The sequence below is a fragment of the Cupriavidus sp. KB_39 genome, from assembly GCF_052114485.1.
Lineage (GTDB): Bacteria > Pseudomonadota > Gammaproteobacteria > Burkholderiales > Burkholderiaceae > Cupriavidus.
Genome location: NZ_JBFREV010000016.1, coordinates 104,324 through 121,231, shown reverse-complemented (window position 1 = coordinate 121,231; position 16,908 = coordinate 104,324). Strand labels below are relative to the sequence as shown.

The window sequence follows — 16,908 nt, the reverse complement described above, 5'->3', positions numbered from 1 at the left end:
TCTATTTCATGGCGTTTGGCGATCTCACCATAGCCTGCCTGACCGTCCAGGTAGCTCTGGATAACTGTCAGCCTGAACTGCTCCGAGTACCGATACATGAAAACACCCCAAAAGTTGGTGTCCAACTTTTGGGGTGCAGTTCAGATGCCTGGCTTTCTTGTTTCTGCACGATCCCGTCAGAGGATCTGCCGGCCAATCCACCATGCGATGGCGGCCATGAACGCCGACGCCGGAATGGTCAGCACCCACGCCCAGACGATGTTGCCCGCCACGCCCCAGCGCACGGCGGACATCTTCTGCGCCGAACCCACGCCAACGATGGCGCCGGTAATCGTGTGCGTGGTCGACACTGGCACGCCAAGCGCCGAGGCGATGAACAGCGTAATCGCCCCGCCCGTCTCAGCACAGAAACCGCCAACCGGCTTCAGCTTGGTGATCTTCTGGCCCATGGTGCGGACAATACGCCAGCCGCCGAACAGCGTGCCCATGCCGATGGCCACGTAGCAGCTCACGATCACCCAGGTCGGCGGGCCCGAGGCCCCCGTGGCGATATGGCCGCTCGCGATCAGCAGCATCCAGATAATGCCGATGGTCTTCTGCGCGTCATTGCCGCCGTGGCCGAGGCTATAGAGCGACGCCGACACCAGTTGCAGACGGCGGAACCAGCGGTCCACGCGCGACGGCGGCGTGCGGAAGAACGTCCAGCCCACCACCACCATCATTATCGATCCCAGCACGAAGCCGAGCAGCGGCGAAATCAGGATGAAGGCCACGGTCTTGATCAGGCCGTTACCAACCAGCGCGCCGGTGCCGGCCTTGGCCACCGCTGCGCCGACCAGTCCGCCGATCAGCGCGTGCGACGACGACGACGGAATCCCGTAGAACCACGTGATGACGTTCCACGCGATGGCGCCGACCAGCGCGCCGAAGATAACGTAGTGATCGACGATGTTGACGTCAATCGTGCCCGTGCCGACGGTGGCGGCCACCTTCAGGTGGAACACGAAGATCGCGACCACGTTGCACATGGCGGCCATCGCCACGGCATGGTGCGGCTTCAGCACACCCGTGGACACCACCGTGGCGATCGAGTTGGCCGCATCGTGGAAGCCGTTCATGAAGTCGAACAGCAACGCGAGCACGACCAGCAGGCCGATCACCCACAAGCTCATTTGAATGGTTTGCATGCGAGTGCGCGCCTCAGGCGTTTTCCAGGACGATGCCTTCGATGATGTTGGCCACGTCCTCGCACTTGTCGGTAATGGTCTCCAACTGCTCGTAAATCGCCTTCAACTTGATCAGGCGCTTCACGTCGGTCTCTTCCCGGAACAGCTTCGACATGGCCGAGCGCATCACGCGGTCTGCCTCGGACTCGAGCTGGTCGATCTGCTGTGCGGTCTTCAGGATCGTGCTGGCATTACCCATGTCTTCGAGCAGCCCCACGGCAATCTTCACCTGATCGCAGCACTGCACGCAGATGGTGGCCAGGCGGCGGGCTTCGTCCGTCAGGCTGGTCACGTCGTAGAGCGAGATCGTCTCGGCCACGTCTTCCATCAGGTCCAGGATGTCGTCCATGGTCGTGATGAGCTTGTGGATCTCGTCGCGGTCCAGCGGCGTGATGAAGGTCTTGTGCAGCAGGTCGATCGTGTCGTGCGTGATGCGGTCAGCCTTCTTCTCGGTGGCCTGCACGCGCCGGGCATGGGCTTCAGCGTTGGGCAGGTCGTTGACGAGGGCTTCCAGCTCGTGGGCGGCGGTCACCGCGCAATCGGCGTGCTGGTTGAAGTATTCGAAGAACTTGCCCTCGGTGGGCATGAATCGGCCGAACATGAAATGTCCTTGTGGCGCGCGCGCTGGCGCGTCAGGTTGTGTTGCAAAGGGGAGCCCGGCACACGCCGGCGCAGATTGCACGACAGCCGCGCTGGGCGGCTGTCATCAAAGCGCAATATTTTACAGGGTTACGGCCCGCTCAGGGGTTGCCGTGTGGGATCAGGTGTCGTTGTCAAAGAACGCCGGCCCACCGCTGAAGTTGTCGAACTTCGTGAATTGACCCAGGAACGTGAGCCGAACGGTGCCGATCGGGCCGTTACGCTGCTTACCGATGATGATTTCCGATGTCCCTTTGTCCTGCGAGTCCGGGTTGTAGACTTCGTCGCGATAAATGAACAGGATCACATCGGCATCCTGTTCGATGGCGCCCGATTCACGCAGATCGGACATCACCGGACGCTTGTTCGGACGCTGTTCCAGGCTTCGGTTCAGCTGCGACAGCGCGATCACCGGGCAGTTGAGTTCCTTGGCGAGGCCCTTCAGCGACCGGGAGATCTCCGAAATCTCGGTCGCGCGGTTCTCGCCGCTGCCCGAGCCGGACATCAGCTGGAGGTAATCGATGATGATCAGGCCAAGCTGCCCGCACTGGCGCGCGAGGCGGCGCGAACGCGCGCGCAGCTCCATCGGGTTCAGTGCTGGCGTTTCGTCGATAAACAATTGTGCGTCGTTCATGCGCTGGATGGCATGGGTTAGACGCGGCCAGTCCTCGTCCAGTAGGCGGCCGGTACGCAACCGGTGCTGGTCGAGCCGGCCCACCGAGCCCAACATACGCATGGCCAGCTGCACACCGGCCATTTCCATCGAGAACACAGCCACGGGCAGACCCTGCTCCACGGCCACATGTTCGCCGATGTTCAGCGAAAATGCCGTCTTACCCATCGACGGACGGCCTGCCACGATGATCAGGTCGCCGGCCTGCATGCCGCTGGTCATCTTGTCCAGGTCGATAAAGCCAGTGGGCACGCCGGTCACGTCGGTGGCGGAATCACGGTGATACAGCTCGTCGATCCGCTCCACCACCTGCGTCAGCAGCGGCTGGATTTCCTGGAAGCCCTTCTGCCCCCGCGAGCCCTCTTCGGCAATCGCAAAAACCTTGGATTCTGCTTCATCAAGCAGCTCACGGACCTCGCGGCCCTTCGGCGCAAAGGCGGCCGAGGCAATGTCGTCCGCCACGGTGACCAGCTTGCGCAGCACCGAGCGCTCGCGCACGATTTCCGCATAGCGGCGGATATTGGCCGCGCTCGGCGTGTTCTGCGCCAGGGAGTTCAGGTAGGCCAGCCCACCCACCTCCTCGGCCTTGCCGGCCACCTGGAGCATTTCATACACCGTGATCACGTCCGCCGGCTTGGTGGCGGAGATCAGGCGGGCAATGCTCTGGAAGATGAGGCGGTGATCGAAGCGGTAGAAGTCCGATTCGGAGAGGAAGTCGGCAATACGGTCCCAGGCGGCGTTATCCAGCAGCAGACCGCCGAGTACCGATTGCTCGGCCTCGATGGAGTGCGGGGGAACCTTGAGACTGTCTAGTTGGGGATCGGCGGCAGGCGCATTCATGGGGTGGGATTATAGCGGCGCCGGACCCGGCCCAAGGGCGCGGCGGCAATAAAAAAGGCAGGAGCGCAGCTCCTGCCTTCTTGTGCATCGGACGCACCGGCCGGGGCCGGCGCATCGATACGGTGCTGCTTAGACGTGCTCGCCCAGGACGGACACGGTCACGTCCACCACCACGTCGGTGTGCAGCGCAACGTTGACCGGGTGGTCGCCAACGATCTTCAGCGGGCCGTTCGGCAGACGCACTTGGGCCTTCTCGACCTTGAAGCCTTGGGTTTCCAGGGCTTCGGCGATGTCGGCGTTGGTCACCGAACCGAACAGTCGGCCGTCCACACCCGACTTCTGGGTGATCTGGACGGTCAGGCCGTTCAGCTTCTCGCCTTCGCCTTGAGCGGCGGCCAGCTTAGCGGCAGCGGCCTTTTCCAGCTCGGCGCGCTTCACTTCGAACTCGGCGATCGCGGTTTGCGTGGCGCGACGTGCCTTCTTCGACGGGATCAGGAAGTTACGAGCGTAACCGTCCTTCACGCGAACGATGTCGCCCAGGTTGCCCAGGTTGATGACTTTTTCCAGCAGAATGACTTGCATCGTGTATTTCTCCTTGCGGTCCTGGGACTATCAGTTCTTGTGCAGGTCGGTGTACGGCATCAGCGCCAGAAAGCGGGCGCGCTTGATGGCCGTATCCAGCTGACGCTGATAGTGAGCCTTGGTACCGGTCAGACGAGCCGGCGTGATCTTGCCGTTATCGCCGATGAAGTCCTTCAGGGTGTCCAGATCCTTGTAGTCGATCTGTTCCACGCCAGCCACGGTGAAGCGGCAGAAGCGCTTGCGCTTGAACAGCGGGTTCTGTTGCTGGAAGCGCTTCTTGTTCTTGTTGTCACGTTTGACGAATGCCATGATTCAATCCTTTACGAATGCTTTACATCCAGTGATGTGAAAGACGAGTGCCTTGCTGTTGCGGTGCCTGCGGGTGAGGAATCCTTCGCAGTCGAGCAGCGTGCCGAGCGGTAACCGCTCCAGACGCTGGCCGACGGGACCGATCCCCATCGCCGCGATGGCGAATTCCACCTGCCGGGGCGTTTCCGCCTCCATGACCTCGCCGGCATGCTGCAGGATGCAGTTGACGACGGGCACACCGGCCGGGGTGTAGCGCAGSGCATCGCGCTCCGCGAGGGTGGCGGTCAGCCTTAACTGGTTCACCGCTGTGCTCCCCCGCTCTCGCTACCTGGCCTGCCGTGGCGGATTTCGCCTGCCACGACCGGCACCGCAGACTGCATTCAGGCAGCCTGGCCTTCCGTGGTCGTTTGCGCGGCCTTGCGGGCTTCTTCGCGCTGCACTTCCTTCATCATCGGCGAAGGAGCGGTCTCGGCCTTCTTGGTCTGCACGATCAGGTGACGCAGCACGGCGTCATTGAACTTGAAGGCGTGCTCGAGTTCGGCCAGGGTTTCCTTGCCGCATTCGATGTTCAGGCAAACGTAGTGAGCCTTGGCCAGCTTCTGGATCATGTAGGCCATCTGACGGCGGCCCCAGTCTTCCACGCGGTGAACCTGGCCGTTTTGCGACGTGACGAGCTGCTTGTAACGCTCGATCATCGCCGGCACTTGTTCGCTTTGGTCCGGATGGACGATAAATACGATTTCGTAATGACGCATTGACGCTCCTTTTGGATGTAGCCACCCGGGCGCCATGTCCGGTGTAGCAAGGTTGAATAGCCCGCGAGTATAGCCCGGTTCCGAGCCAGCACGCAAGCCGGCATCCCGGCAGGACGCTGGGAATCTCTCAGTATTGTCGGAAAACAGCCTGCAGGCGAGCCGGATCGGTGCCAAGCGACGCATCCGCCGCCAGCGCCACCAGCAGCAGCACGCGCGCCTTGTACGGATTGAGATTGCCGGCGGAGGCGAATTCGCCCGAGGCCAGGCGCGGGCGTGCCGGCCCCGCCACATGGCCGGCGCCCGTGCGGGAGCTTCGCACCACGGCCACGCCTCGCGCAGCTGCATCGGCGAGCGCGTCGCCCAGCGTCTCATGAACCGAGCCATTGCCGGTGGCCGCCACCACGAACCCCTTTACGCCGGCCGAGACCATCGCATCCACGGCCACCCTGCCCGGCTGGGCATAGCTCGCCACGATTTCGACAAGTGGCCACGCCGTAGGCACGGGCAGCGCTGGCGCGTCGCCGGGGGCGAACGCGCGTCCAAAGCGCACGTAGGCATCCTGCACGAAACCAATTGGCCCGCCCGCCGGCGACGTGAACGCATTGACCGCCGAGGTATGGGCCTTGGCGACATCGCGGGCCGCATGAATTTCCTGGTTCAGGACCACGAGCACGCCCTGCCCGCGCGCATCCGGGCTTGCCGCCACGCGCACTGCGTCGAGCAAATTCAGCGGACCATCGGCCGAGAGCGACGTGGACGGGCGCATTGCCGCGGTCAGCACCACCGGCACCGCGCTCCGCTGCGTCAGGTGCAGGAACATCGCCGTTTCTTCAAGCGTGTCCGTGCCGTGGGTAATCACCACGCCCACCACATCGGGCTGCGCGACCCAATGCGCCACCCGCGCGGCAAGCGTCGCCCACAGGCTGAAGGCCATGTCCTTGCTGTCGATCTGGGCCACCTGCTCCGTCTCCACACGGGCCACCTCGCCCAGCGCAGGCACGGCCTGGATCAGCGACGAGACCGGCACGGTGGCCGCGCGGTACTGCGCACTGCTGGCGGGGCTGGCGGACGAGCCTGCGATGGTGCCGCCGGTGGCGAGCACGACGATGCGGGGCAATGACGTAGACATATAGCGAGAAAATCGAGCGAGTGAGCGGGTGGTGCAGGCGATTGTAACTGTGGCACGCCGAGGGCCGCCGCTCTCGCAAACCCGTGTCGCCGGGCGCACTGGAGTCCGCCTGGTGTCGCGCATGCCCCACATTGCCACTGCAAATTGTGCTTGCACTTCACTYGATACTGTATAAAATCACAGCATACTGTTTAAACATACAGTGCTTCGGCACCACGAGAGACCGGCGACCCATGGCGACCCTGACACCCCGGCAACAGCAGATCTTCGACCTGATCCGCAACACGATCCGGCACACCGGCATTCCGCCGACCCGTGCCGAGATCGCGTCCGAATTCGGTTTCTCCTCGCCCAACTCTGCCGAGGAACACCTGCGAGCGCTGGCCCGCAAGGGCGTGATCGAGCTGACGCCAGGCGCGTCGCGCGGCATCCGCCTCAAGGTGGCACGTAGCGATTCGGAGATGACGGACCAGTTCTCGCTGCCGATGGCCGGCGTGATGCAGCTGACGCTGCCGCTCGTGGGCCGCGTGGCCGCAGGCAGCCCGATCCTTGCCGCAGAGCACATCGACCGTCAGTACCAGGTAGACGCCTCGGTATTTGATGATCGACCTGATTACCTGCTGCGCGTGCGGGGCCTGAGCATGCGCGATGCCGGCATCCTCGACGGCGACCTGCTCGCCGTCAGGAAAGCCAGCGAAGCCGCCAACGGCAAGATCGTCGTCGCGCGGATCGGCGACGATGTGACCGTCAAACGCCTGAAGCGGCGCGGCGACATGATCGAGCTGATCGCCGAAAACCCGGATTTCGAGAATATCGTGGTGCAGGCCGGCCGCGAGGAATTTTCGCTGGAAGGCATCGCCGTCGGGCTAATCCGCTCCTCGGGCTTCTGACTTCCGAGACCGGACGGGCGGCCGCCTGTCCTGGTCCCCAGTTTTGCAGTGCCAACGCCGCCCCGTTCTCTCCGGACGACGGGCGTGGACTCCTGCTGTCGCAAACTTCGAGGTGCCGCCATGCTGCCAGTCAACCACACCGCTTCCCGCCGCCCGGTCAAGCCCGTGCCGTTCCGCCAAACCAAGGGCGTGCGCGTCTACCAGGGCGCCCAGCGTCGTACGATGGTCGGCAGCATGGCTGCAATCTGCCGGATGCTGGAACTTGCGGATATGCCCGACAAACTGGACGCATGAACCGCTAGCGGCGGATCCGCGTCGCCCAAATCATTGTAAATAGTGCAGTTGCGAGCCCACCACGTGAAATTAAGAGAACGTTTAATTCGTCGTGAGAGGTGCTTTACACTCGATGGCGCGCATCCGTAGTACTGGCGCATTGGCGCCGATGCGCGAAACCGGAACTTGTCGACCCCGCCGAGTGCCGGTTTTTTTTCGCCCTCCCCGGCTGGATCAGGTACCAGGATACATGCCAGTCATGTTCTTGCGCAGACGGTCCCACAGCATACGCACGCCCCGCACGGTCCCGCTCAGACCCGCCGAGTAGCCAGGGTCGTAGTAGTGAATCAGCAACGACCGGCGCTCGCCAACTTCCACATCAAGGTTGGCATGCTGGAGCACAAAGCCGTTGAAGACATAGACGCTGCCCGGCTCCACCGGCACGCGGTTGCAGCGGCCACGGCGCAGATCCCGTAGCGTCAKCCATTTTCTGATGGGAAACGGCAGATTGCGCTGAATGCCATGACGAAGCTTGCAAAAAACATTGGCCACAGTGGATACCGCCAGCCGTGGCGGGTGATAAACCAGCAGATCACCGTTGCAAACGCCATCGGGGGCGAGCTTCAGCGGAATCAGCAGCGTCAGCAGATGCGAATCGTAGTGGCGGCAATGGCTCTCGTTGCGCGTATACGTGCTGGCACAACGAATCACGTGGAACGCTTCCCAACGCAGCGACTTCTTCAGGAGCGTGGTGGCCATGGCCCGAGTCTCGGCGCACACCGTCTCCTCGAGCTTGCGGAAGGCTTCATTGCGACGTAGTAACTCAGCCATTGCGAATGGCTCGGCACGCTCGGGCTGTTCGCCGAAGGATCGATCGATAGCCGCGTTAATGGCAGCCAAGGTCGGCATCGGRATCACACTGGAAAATGCCGCCAGTGCTACATCAGGGTTGAATCGAATTCGCTCCGCCACGGCATGACCTCGCGCTTCGTATAGGTGATTTGCCTAGATGATATGGATTAGACCATTTGGCCCGCCGTGAAGCGTAGCGAAAATCATTCTCGAAAACTTGTCACTATGTGGGCTGTCGCACATGATCCGGGAACAAAGCCCAGTGCATCCACGCCCCCGACGGTTTTCCGGCACATGGGCCGATCAACGATTATTCTTTGGGTGAAGGATCGACGGACACTGGCTGACGATATAAGGGACGCAATGAGGACAAGCCTGGCGGCATGGCTCCTGGTCATCGCCGCACTGATTTCGGGGCCGGGGGTTGCTGCTGAGTTCGGTAGCAAGGGTGGCCCCGAGCCCGCCAATATCGATCAGATTACCGACCTACTTCGCGAAGAGCCCTACGACCTGGAGCTACTGATCAGCTTTGGGACATCGAAGGGCGGATCGGCTGGCCATATCGCCCTGGGCGTCCGTGACGACACGCTCGGCGACGACATTGTCTACTCGGCAAATTTCTACGCCGACCGCACGCCCAAGCACGAGAATGATTTTTACACCGCCAATCTGATGGCGGGCATCCCAAAGAAGGAATATCTGTTCAAGACGGCCTCCTCCATCGCGGAAACGACGATGTTTGGCCTCGACTATGGCGAGATTTACAAGCGGTCGGTGATCGGTGTGCGGGTCTACGGCGTGCCCACGCAGGAAAAACAGTCGCTGGTCGATTACTTCCGCCGCATCAACGACGAYTACCATCGGCGGGCAACGGACACCGAATATCACAGCGGYACAATCCAATACGATTATTTGCGCCTGAACTGCGCCAAGACCATCGGCGCCGCCTTCAAGTACGGCGCCGGCTACAAGGATTTGACGATAAAGAGCCCCAAAGTCCTATCCGGGCGACGCGTGGTGGCCGCCGCGACCGCGAATATTCCCACGGAGATGGCGATGAAGCTGATCAAGGAATGGGGCAAGCGCGGATACGGTATGGACGTAGTGCTGTACAAGAAGTACGGCAGCTCCACCTATGTGGAACCTCGCGAAGAGGAGAAGGTGGCATTCAAGGACCTGCCCAACCGCTTCCCCTCCGTCCTGTCGCTCGATTTCCGCAGGGAGCAAGGGGCCTATCGCGACTTCGACAATCTCTACGCCATGTACCTGTTCTACAACCTGGGCCGGTTCAGCGTGCGCGTGAATGAGCAGACGCGGTTGCTGGAGGTCGAGAAGGACAAGGAGCCGATGCCCTATCGACAAGCCGCGGAACTGGCCAAGGCCAGCGCCGAATCGGACAGCGAAAAATTTCGTCGCCACGCCGAAGCGCCGGACAACACCCATCTCTACTATTTCTCGGAGGGGAATCAGGACGGGAGTGCTCGCTGAGCGGGTAGCAACGGCSCGCAGAAAAGCAAACGGCCACTTGAGTAAGTGGCCGTTTTGTTAAGCAATTTGGGGTGGCTGATGGGACTCGAACCCACGACGACAGGAATCACAATCCTGGACTCTACCAACTGAGCTACAGCCACCGTAGAGGTTTTGCCAGCTTGCCGCTGGCGCTTCCGCTAACCGGCGTTGCCGTTCAACGAAAAACAAGATTCTACAAGGATCTTCAGAGGATGGCTAGTATTCCGCACAAAAAATTTCAACCGGCCTCGCCTGCCTTATCGACTGCCATGCCACTTCGCTTCGAGCAGCACCGCCTCCTTGATTGCGGCAACAGTCTCGGCCTCGCTCGGGAACAAGCCGAGCAGTCGCCGGGACTTGCCATTGAGCACATCGCGCTGCAATGCTTTACCCGCTTCCACCGAGGTGCCGGCGTGCCAGCAGTACCGCGCAGTCCATTTGCCGTCCTGCAGACGCTCGGCCACCCAGATCAGGCGGAAGTCCTCGAAGACCTCGCCAAATGGCTCTTCCCCATCCACCATGTGCTATCCCCCAAGGCTCGCTTCCGATCCGTCGCGCCGGCCCATGCTCGTGCACGCGCTGCGACGCCGACTACCGGCCAGCCCACTTGCTTTTSCCCCACCGAAACCCTGGTTGCACAGGATTCACAGGCCACATGCCGACTGCCRCGGCATTGATGGCATCGTAACATGACGAAAACGCCGCTTACTACTTTCAGAAATCCAGATGTCTATAGCGTGGGACATCGAACGCCGTTTCGCCAAGTCAAAATGTCTATCGGCTACCGCACGAAAAACGCGGCGGGCCCCACGAACGCAGGGTTCTGGCGCAATTGGTGCTGATAGATACTCTTTCGCGAGGGACATTGACCCCCCTCGACATTCCCGTCAGGCGGCCTTGGTAACCAAGAGTCGCCTGCTTTTTTTGGGGACGCGCAGAATGTGAGGACGAAAAAAAAGAGCCCGCCGTAGCGGACTCTTAAATTAGCGATCTCAATGCCCTGAAGGCAGGATCAATGTAGTCGGCCCGGATCGTGAGCACTATTCGGGCAAACCCAAGGTACGGCGGACAAAAAAAGAGCCCGCACACGGCGGGCCCAATAATCAGTTGAAGAAAGCCCTGTATTCGAGGGCAAGCACAGTGTAAGAAGGTGCCCGCTAAGCGGCGAATTAGGGGAATCCCTTTGCTGGTGCGGGATTCGACGCCACCGACTGCCCAATACACCGCTGCACCCACCCGTCCGGGCACCCTGCATAGAACGATCGTTCGAAATTAGAGTTTTCCTTCGATTCCGGCGGGCGCTCAGGCTGCCTCAAGCAGGTCCGGACGCAGGTGGCTACGCGCTTCTTCGAAGAGCGCGTCCACGGCGATACGGCTACGCGCGGCGTGCATGCGACGTGCATCTGACAGCACACGCCGCCAACCCCGGCCACCGTGAATGCCACGATGCAAGCCCAGCATGTGCCGCGTGACGGCGCCCATGTAAGCGCCTTGCTCCACCAAAGCGCCGATGTAGTCCTGCATCGCCAACTCCACTTCCTGCCGCGCAGAAATAGGCGTGGTCGCGCCATAGAAGCGCGTATCCATTTCCGACAGGAAATACGGTTGGTGATACGCCTCGCGGCCAATCATGACGCCATCCACGTGTTGCAGATGCTCGGCGATCTCGTCGTAGGTCACGATGCCACCATTGATCAGAATCTCGAGTTTCGGAAACTCGCGTTTTAGCTGATAAGCGACCTCATAACGGAGCGGCGGGATTTCGCGATTTTCTTTTGGGCTCAGGCCCTTCAATATCGCGTTGCGCGCATGGACGATAAACGTCTCGCATCCCGCATCAGCGATCGTGCCAACAAAATCGCGGACAAAATCGTAATGCTCGATCGTGTCGATACCGATCCGGTGCTTGACCGTCACCGGAATGGACACCGCATCGCGCATCGCTTTCACGCAATCCGCCACCAGAGTCGGCTCCGCCATCAGGCAAGCGCCAAACGCGCCACGCTGCACGCGCTCCGACGGGCAGCCGCAGTTGAGGTTGATTTCCTTGTAACCCCATTGTTCGCCGAGTTTTGCCGCCTGGGCGAGGTCGGCAGGCTCGCTGCCGCCCAGTTGAAGCGCTACGGGCTGCTCGGCGGCGTCGAAATCCAGGTGGCGCGCCACATCGCCATGAAGAAGCGCGCCCGTCGTCACCATTTCGGTATAGAGCCAGGTGTCCCGGCTCAACGCGCGGTGAAACGTGCGGCAATGGCGATCAGTCCAATCCATCATCGGGGCCACMGAGATGCGGCGGGGATTTACGGTCATGCGGGTCGTGGGATAGCGGATGTAGCCTGGGACGAACCCGGCTATTGGGAGACCCGCAGTATACGTGAGCTGGGCGTGCGTTGCAGGGCGTGGTAAGGGATGCGCCGGCTGCACTCGGCGGGGTGCTGCGTCAAAGAAAACGGCGCCCGAAAGCGCCGTTTGGCTCTTGCTCGTGATGCGGGGGCATCAATGCATGAACAGCCAGATCAGAACCAGCACGAAGGCCGGGACGCCGAGTAGCCACGCGACGATGTACGGCATGGTTTTCCTCCTGAATATCTGTAGTGGGCTTGACTCCACTATAGAAACAGGCACCTGCCGGCGATGTCGGGGCCGCCCCGCTTCGCACTGTAGGACTGGGCTGACCCTGCCTTCCCCACCTGGATCAGCGAGCGGCGTTCTTGTCGATCCAACTGGCAAACGTCGTCAGGTACTTGCTCAGGAAGCCGCGCGTCGATTCGTTCGCAATCCCGCCCTGCGCGTCGAACAGCTTGTCTGCACCGCTGATATAGGCTTCGGGCTGCTGCAAGACCGGGATATTGAGGAATACCAGCGACTGGCGCAGGTGGTGATTGGCGCCGAAGCCACCAATGGCACCCGGCGATGCGCTGATCACGCCGCCCGGCTTGCCGTCCCAGGCGCTCTGCCCATAGGGGCGCGAGCCGACGTCGATGGCGTTCTTGAGGACGCCGGGCACCGAGCGGTTGTACTCGGGCGTGATGAACAGCACCGCATCTGCGCGGCGGATGCGGTCGCGGAACGCCACCCACTCGGCCGGTGGATTGTCGTCGTCGTCCTGGTTGTACATCTGCAGCTGCCGGATATCCACGATATCCAGTTTCAGCTGCGGCGGCGCCAGCGCTGCCAGCGCTTTGGCCAGCTTCAGGTTCAGGGATTCCTTGCGCAGGCTTCCCACCACTACGGCGACATCACGAGGATTGCTCATCACGGGTTCCTTTCACTGTTGACGGTTGAAGTACAACGGATTGCAACGGATGCAGCGAAAATCCGGGCGGGGCATGTTGCCCTGCCCGAGTTGTCTATCGATTCAGTCTATCGACCCAGACCGGCCAGCGGATGTTCCTCGCGCCGCCACGGGCTATCGAAGAATGATCGCACACGTGCCGTGGTCACGTCGTCAAGCCGCRCCGGCTGCCATTTGGGCTGATGGTCCTTGTCCACGGCGAGCGCGCGGATGCCTTCCACCTTCTCGCCAATGCGGAACACGTGGTACATCATGTCCAGTTCCATGCGCAGCTCGTCGTCCAGCGCCATCGACCGCGCACGGCGAATCTGCTCGAGCGTCACGCATAGCATCAGCGGCGAACGGCTGCGCAGCATCGCGGCGGTCTGGGCGGCCCAATCGCCTTCGGCATCGCTGATGGTGGCGAGGATGGCCGGCACCGTCGCGCCCGCGAACGCGGTGTCGATCTGGTCCGACAGCCGCGCGAGGGTGCTGTCGGCCGGCTGGCAGGCCGCTGCGTGCTGGTCCGTGAACCTGGCGATATGTGCCAGCACCGACTCGGGGCTGCTGAACCGGGCCGCCTGCAGCGCCGCTACCATCTCGGCCAGCGCATTGGCGGGCAGGTAGGCATCCGCCAGACGCGCGTACAGCGCATCGGCGGCGTGGATGACCGTGCCGGTCAAGCCCAGGTATTCGCCCAGCCGGCCCGGCGTGCGGGCGAGGAACCAGCCGCCGCCCACGTCTGGGAACAGGCCGATATTGGTCTCGGGCATCGCCATCTTCGTGCGATCCGTGACGATGCGCAGGCGGGCACCTTGCGAAATGCCCATTCCACCGCCCATGACCACGCCGTCCATCAGCGCGATATAGGGCTTCGTGTAGCGGTGAATCAAGTGGTTGAGCGCGTATTCCTCGACGAAGAACTGGTCGAGCAGCGGGTCCTGCGCGTGCCATGCCTTGTGGAACCAGCGGATGTCTCCGCCAGCGCAGAACGCCTTGCCGCCTGCGCCCGCCACCACCACCGCGTGCACCGCCGGATCGGCCTCCCAGCGCGTCAGCGCGTCCGTGATCGCGCGAATCATCTCCAGCGACAGCGCGTTCAGCGCSTGCGGGCGGTTCAGCGTCAGATACGCCACCCCGCCACGCTCCTCGGTCGTCACTTCCACCACTGCCTGCGTCGATCCAAACTCCGTCATGTGTCTCTGCTCCTTTCTTGTTGCCAGCGATTTTACGCCAGCCACATGACGATGCCGGGCCACTTTGCGATTTTCAGAATCGTCTCAACGGACTCGGCTCAGGCCAGCCGGAAGGCGGCCATGAGACCCGTCAGCCGCTGGGCCTGGTCCTGGAGCGACGCCGCCGCGGCAGCCGCTTCCTCGACCAGCGCCGCGTTCTGCTGCGTCATGCCGTCCATATGGGACACCGCCACGTTCACCTGTTCGATGCCGCGCGACTGCTCGTCCGATGCCGCGCTGATGCCGCCGATGATGTCGCTCACGCGTCGTACTTCGTCCACGATGTCCTGCATCGCCCTGCCCGCCCCGTCCACGAGGGAGGTGCCCTCGCGCACGCTGGACACCGACGCGCCGATCAGCCCCCGGATCTCCTTMGACGCCGCCGCGCARCGTTGAGACAAATCTCGAACATCGCCCGCCACGACGGCAAACCCGCGTCCGTGCTCGCCCGCGCGAGCGGCTTCCACAGCGGCATTGAGCGCCAGGATGTTGGTCTGGAACGCGATTTTCTCGATCACCTCGATGATGTCGACGATCTTGTTGGCGCCGGCGTCGATGGCGCGCATGGTGTCCACTACGCGCGAAACCGCCGTGCTGCCGCGCTCGGCCAGCGTCTGGGCGTTGGTCGCCAGCGAGGTGGCGTCGCGTGCGCTATCGGCGTTGTGGCGYACGGTGCTGGTCAGTTGCTCCATGCTCGATGCGGTTTCCTCGAGCGACGCGGCCTGCTGCTCGGTGCGCTGCGACAGGTTGGCGTTGCCGCTGGCGATCTGCGCGCTGGCAGCGGCGATCGAGTCGGCGCCGCCGCGCACCTCGCCCACCATCTCGCGCAACCGCGCCTGCATGCGGCCGAGCATCCCCAGCATGCGACTCGTCTCATTCCTGGCGTGCTCGTCGACCATTACGCCGGCGTCCTCCCGATGCGCGGTGCCGAGATCCCCGTCGGCAATGCGGGCGAAGCGGGCGATGGCCACGTCGAGCGGCCGGACAATGGAGACCCGCAGGCGCCAGGCCACCACGGTGCTGAACACCAGACCCACGGCCAGCACGACGAGCGAGAGCGTCAGCAGCCGACCGTAACGATCTTGAGAACTTTCGTACACGGCCTTGGCGCTCGCCACCTGTAGACGGGCCAGTTCCGTGTTGACGGCCGTGAACTGGATGTCGAGCTTGGGAATCGTGTCCATGACCGCCGTCATCATCGCGTCGCGGTTACCGGCATGGAGCGCGGCAATCATTGGCGCCACGCCCTGCGTGAACAGCGCCTGGCGACGGGCCGACACGGCCTCGGTGGCGCGCGTCTGCTCCTCATTGCGAGGAATCTCAAGATACGATTTCCAGGCCGCGTCCGACTGGCGCGCGAAGTCCTGTGCCGTGGCGGCGCGCGCCTTGGCGTCGGCCGGATCGGTGGCGAACGCGGCCTGGTCCAGCAGCACGCGCACCAGCAACTGGTTGGAGCGCGCTTCGGCCAGATACGTCGCGGCGGCAAGCTGCTGTTGATAGACCTGACGCGTGGCGTCGTTGCTGCGCGACATGCCCAGCCAACCGACGCCGCCGACAATCAGCAGCAACAAATTCGTGACAATCGTGAGGAGCCACAGCCTGGCTCCGATCGTAGTGTTGCGAAACATGGGGGCGACTCTCCGTAACGTGAAAAGCGGCCACTCCTCTCTGGCCGTTCACGCAATGACGGCGCGCCCGCACGAACCTTGATGCATCGCGATGGATAGTCTGTGTTGCAGATTTGTGATGATGTGCGATAGACGACGCGCGCGCGCACGATCGAGCACATGGTGCGTATGGAGGAAGCCCTCCACGCAAAAACCTTGAGAATGTGCACACTTGCGCCATGCACGTCACGCCCCCGCAATCCGCCGGCTTCGATCCCGGCCTGATCCTGATGGCCTTCGCGCCGGTCTTCCTGCTGACTATCGGCTGGGAGRCCTGGTACTGGGCGCGCCGCGACCCCGCCGTCTATAGCTGGCGGGACACGCTATCCAACGCCAGCCTCGCGCTGATGCATCAGGCGTCGGACGCCTTCTTCCTCTGGCTGCTGATCCGCACGGTCTACACGTGGTGCTACGCGCACGGTCTGCGCGCGGTGCCGGAGACCTGGTGGTCGTTCGCGCTGCTGCTGTTACTACAGGATTTTCTTTATTACTGGTTCCACCGGGCCAGCCATCGGGTGCGCTGGCTGTGGGCGTCGCACGTGGCGCACCACTCATCGGAAGGCATGAATTTCTCGACGGCGTTCCGGCAGAGCCTGACCTATCCGATCTCGGGCATGTGGCTGTTCTGGATTCCGCTCGCGTTCATCGGATTTACGCCAGATTGGGTGATYCTGGCCGTCGGCCTGAACCTCGCGTTCCAGTTCTTCGTCCATACGCGGCTGGGCCGGCGCTGGCCGCTCGTTGAGATGGTTCTCAATACGCCGTCGGTACATCGGGTCCACCATGCGAAGAATCCGCAGTACATCGACCGTAACTACGCGGGCGTGCTGACCCTCTGGGATCGCCTGTTCGGCAGCTTCGTGCCCGAGGAGGCCGCGCCYGAATACGGCATCACGCGGCAGATACGCACGCACAACCCGCTGACACTCACCTTCCACGAATGGCGTGACATGTTCCGCGACGCCTGGCACGCCCGAGACCCGCGCTACTTCTGGAAGCCGCCCGAGTGGCGCAGCCCCAAACACGTTGAACCATGAAAAAACCGCGCTCGAGGGCGC

18 protein-coding genes and 1 tRNA gene are annotated in these 16,908 nt (G+C 62.5%); 4 read left to right on the top strand and 15 right to left on the bottom strand.

The features are described from left to right. Positions 1 to 176 precede the first annotated feature (176 nt). The 8 genes from AB4Z27_RS14490 to AB4Z27_RS14455 all read right to left on the bottom strand — a co-directional run bounded on the left by AB4Z27_RS14490 (position 177) and on the right by AB4Z27_RS14455 (position 6,195). Positions 177 to 1,187, bottom strand: a complete 1,011-nt coding sequence (locus tag AB4Z27_RS14490; RefSeq protein ID WP_092289446.1) for an inorganic phosphate transporter — start codon at positions 1,185 to 1,187, stop codon at positions 177 to 179. A 13-nt stretch (positions 1,188 to 1,200) separates the two neighbouring features. Continuing rightward, a complete protein-coding gene (locus tag AB4Z27_RS14485) occupies positions 1,201 to 1,827 on the bottom strand; it encodes a DUF47 domain-containing protein (protein WP_092289447.1) in 627 nt (208 codons plus the stop codon). A gap of 159 nt (positions 1,828 to 1,986) precedes the next feature. Then, a complete protein-coding gene (locus AB4Z27_RS14480) occupies positions 1,987 to 3,378 on the bottom strand; it encodes a replicative DNA helicase (protein ID WP_092289449.1) in 1,392 nt (463 codons plus the stop codon). Positions 3,379 to 3,507: 129 nt separating this feature from the next. Beyond that, positions 3,508 to 3,960: a 50S ribosomal protein L9 gene (gene rplI, locus AB4Z27_RS14475; RefSeq protein WP_092289451.1), complete on the bottom strand. Its 453-nt coding sequence runs from the start codon at positions 3,958 to 3,960 to the stop codon at positions 3,508 to 3,510. A gap of 30 nt (positions 3,961 to 3,990) precedes the next feature. Then, complete coding sequence (gene rpsR, locus AB4Z27_RS14470; RefSeq protein WP_006163606.1) at positions 3,991 to 4,269, bottom strand: 30S ribosomal protein S18; 279 nt, start codon at positions 4,267 to 4,269, stop codon at positions 3,991 to 3,993. A 3-nt stretch (positions 4,270 to 4,272) separates the two neighbouring features. Beyond that, positions 4,273 to 4,572: a primosomal replication protein N gene (gene priB / locus AB4Z27_RS14465; protein ID WP_092289453.1), complete on the bottom strand. Its 300-nt coding sequence runs from the start codon at positions 4,570 to 4,572 to the stop codon at positions 4,273 to 4,275. 77 nt (positions 4,573 to 4,649) lie between these two features. After that, positions 4,650 to 5,024, bottom strand: coding sequence for a 30S ribosomal protein S6 (gene rpsF / locus AB4Z27_RS14460; RefSeq protein WP_019448365.1), 375 nt, complete (start codon positions 5,022 to 5,024; stop codon positions 4,650 to 4,652). A 127-nt stretch (positions 5,025 to 5,151) separates the two neighbouring features. Further along, positions 5,152 to 6,195: an asparaginase gene (locus AB4Z27_RS14455; RefSeq protein WP_369823371.1), complete on the bottom strand. Its 1,044-nt coding sequence runs from the start codon at positions 6,193 to 6,195 to the stop codon at positions 5,152 to 5,154. A 191-nt stretch (positions 6,196 to 6,386) separates the two neighbouring features. Here AB4Z27_RS14455 and lexA point away from each other — a divergent pair, with 191 nt between their 5' ends. Beyond that, positions 6,387 to 7,043: a transcriptional repressor LexA gene (gene lexA, locus AB4Z27_RS14450; protein ID WP_092289457.1), complete on the top strand. Its 657-nt coding sequence runs from the start codon at positions 6,387 to 6,389 to the stop codon at positions 7,041 to 7,043. Positions 7,044 to 7,163: 120 nt separating this feature from the next. Beyond that, positions 7,164 to 7,337: a hypothetical protein gene (locus AB4Z27_RS14445; RefSeq protein WP_177219820.1), complete on the top strand. Its 174-nt coding sequence runs from the start codon at positions 7,164 to 7,166 to the stop codon at positions 7,335 to 7,337. A gap of 213 nt (positions 7,338 to 7,550) precedes the next feature. Here AB4Z27_RS14445 and AB4Z27_RS14440 read toward each other — a convergent pair whose 3' ends face one another. Further along, positions 7,551 to 8,288 (bottom strand): hypothetical protein, encoded by a 738-nt coding sequence (locus AB4Z27_RS14440; protein ID WP_441644661.1) that lies wholly within the window; start codon positions 8,286 to 8,288, stop codon positions 7,551 to 7,553. 243 nt (positions 8,289 to 8,531) lie between these two features. Between AB4Z27_RS14440 and AB4Z27_RS14435 the strand changes: the two genes are divergently transcribed. Then, complete coding sequence (locus AB4Z27_RS14435; protein WP_092289461.1) at positions 8,532 to 9,656, top strand: hypothetical protein; 1,125 nt, start codon at positions 8,532 to 8,534, stop codon at positions 9,654 to 9,656. Positions 9,657 to 9,723: 67 nt separating this feature from the next. Here AB4Z27_RS14435 and AB4Z27_RS14430 read toward each other — a convergent pair. The 6 genes from AB4Z27_RS14430 to AB4Z27_RS14405 all read right to left on the bottom strand — a co-directional run bounded on the left by AB4Z27_RS14430 (position 9,724) and on the right by AB4Z27_RS14405 (position 15,811). Continuing rightward, positions 9,724 to 9,799 (bottom strand) — tRNA-His (locus AB4Z27_RS14430). Between the two features lie 135 nt (positions 9,800 to 9,934). Further along, a complete protein-coding gene (locus AB4Z27_RS14425; RefSeq protein ID WP_369823365.1) occupies positions 9,935 to 10,198 on the bottom strand; it encodes a hypothetical protein in 264 nt (87 codons plus the stop codon). 781 nt (positions 10,199 to 10,979) lie between these two features. Continuing rightward, positions 10,980 to 11,984: a tRNA dihydrouridine(20/20a) synthase DusA gene (gene dusA, locus AB4Z27_RS14420; RefSeq protein ID WP_441644660.1), complete on the bottom strand. Its 1,005-nt coding sequence runs from the start codon at positions 11,982 to 11,984 to the stop codon at positions 10,980 to 10,982. Between the two features lie 385 nt (positions 11,985 to 12,369). Continuing rightward, positions 12,370 to 12,930, bottom strand: a complete 561-nt coding sequence (locus AB4Z27_RS14415) for an NADPH-dependent FMN reductase (RefSeq protein ID WP_092289568.1) — start codon at positions 12,928 to 12,930, stop codon at positions 12,370 to 12,372. A gap of 107 nt (positions 12,931 to 13,037) precedes the next feature. Continuing rightward, positions 13,038 to 14,144 (bottom strand): enoyl-CoA hydratase/isomerase family protein, encoded by a 1,107-nt coding sequence (locus AB4Z27_RS14410; protein WP_441644659.1) that lies wholly within the window; start codon positions 14,142 to 14,144, stop codon positions 13,038 to 13,040. A 98-nt stretch (positions 14,145 to 14,242) separates the two neighbouring features. After that, positions 14,243 to 15,811 (bottom strand): methyl-accepting chemotaxis protein, encoded by a 1,569-nt coding sequence (locus AB4Z27_RS14405; RefSeq protein ID WP_092289571.1) that lies wholly within the window; start codon positions 15,809 to 15,811, stop codon positions 14,243 to 14,245. 218 nt (positions 15,812 to 16,029) lie between these two features. On the opposite strand from AB4Z27_RS14405, the gene AB4Z27_RS14400 reads away from it, so the two are divergent. Beyond that, on the top strand, positions 16,030 to 16,887 hold the full coding sequence (locus AB4Z27_RS14400; protein ID WP_441644658.1) for a sterol desaturase family protein: 858 nt from the start codon (positions 16,030 to 16,032) through the stop codon (positions 16,885 to 16,887). Positions 16,888 to 16,908 lie beyond the last annotated feature (21 nt).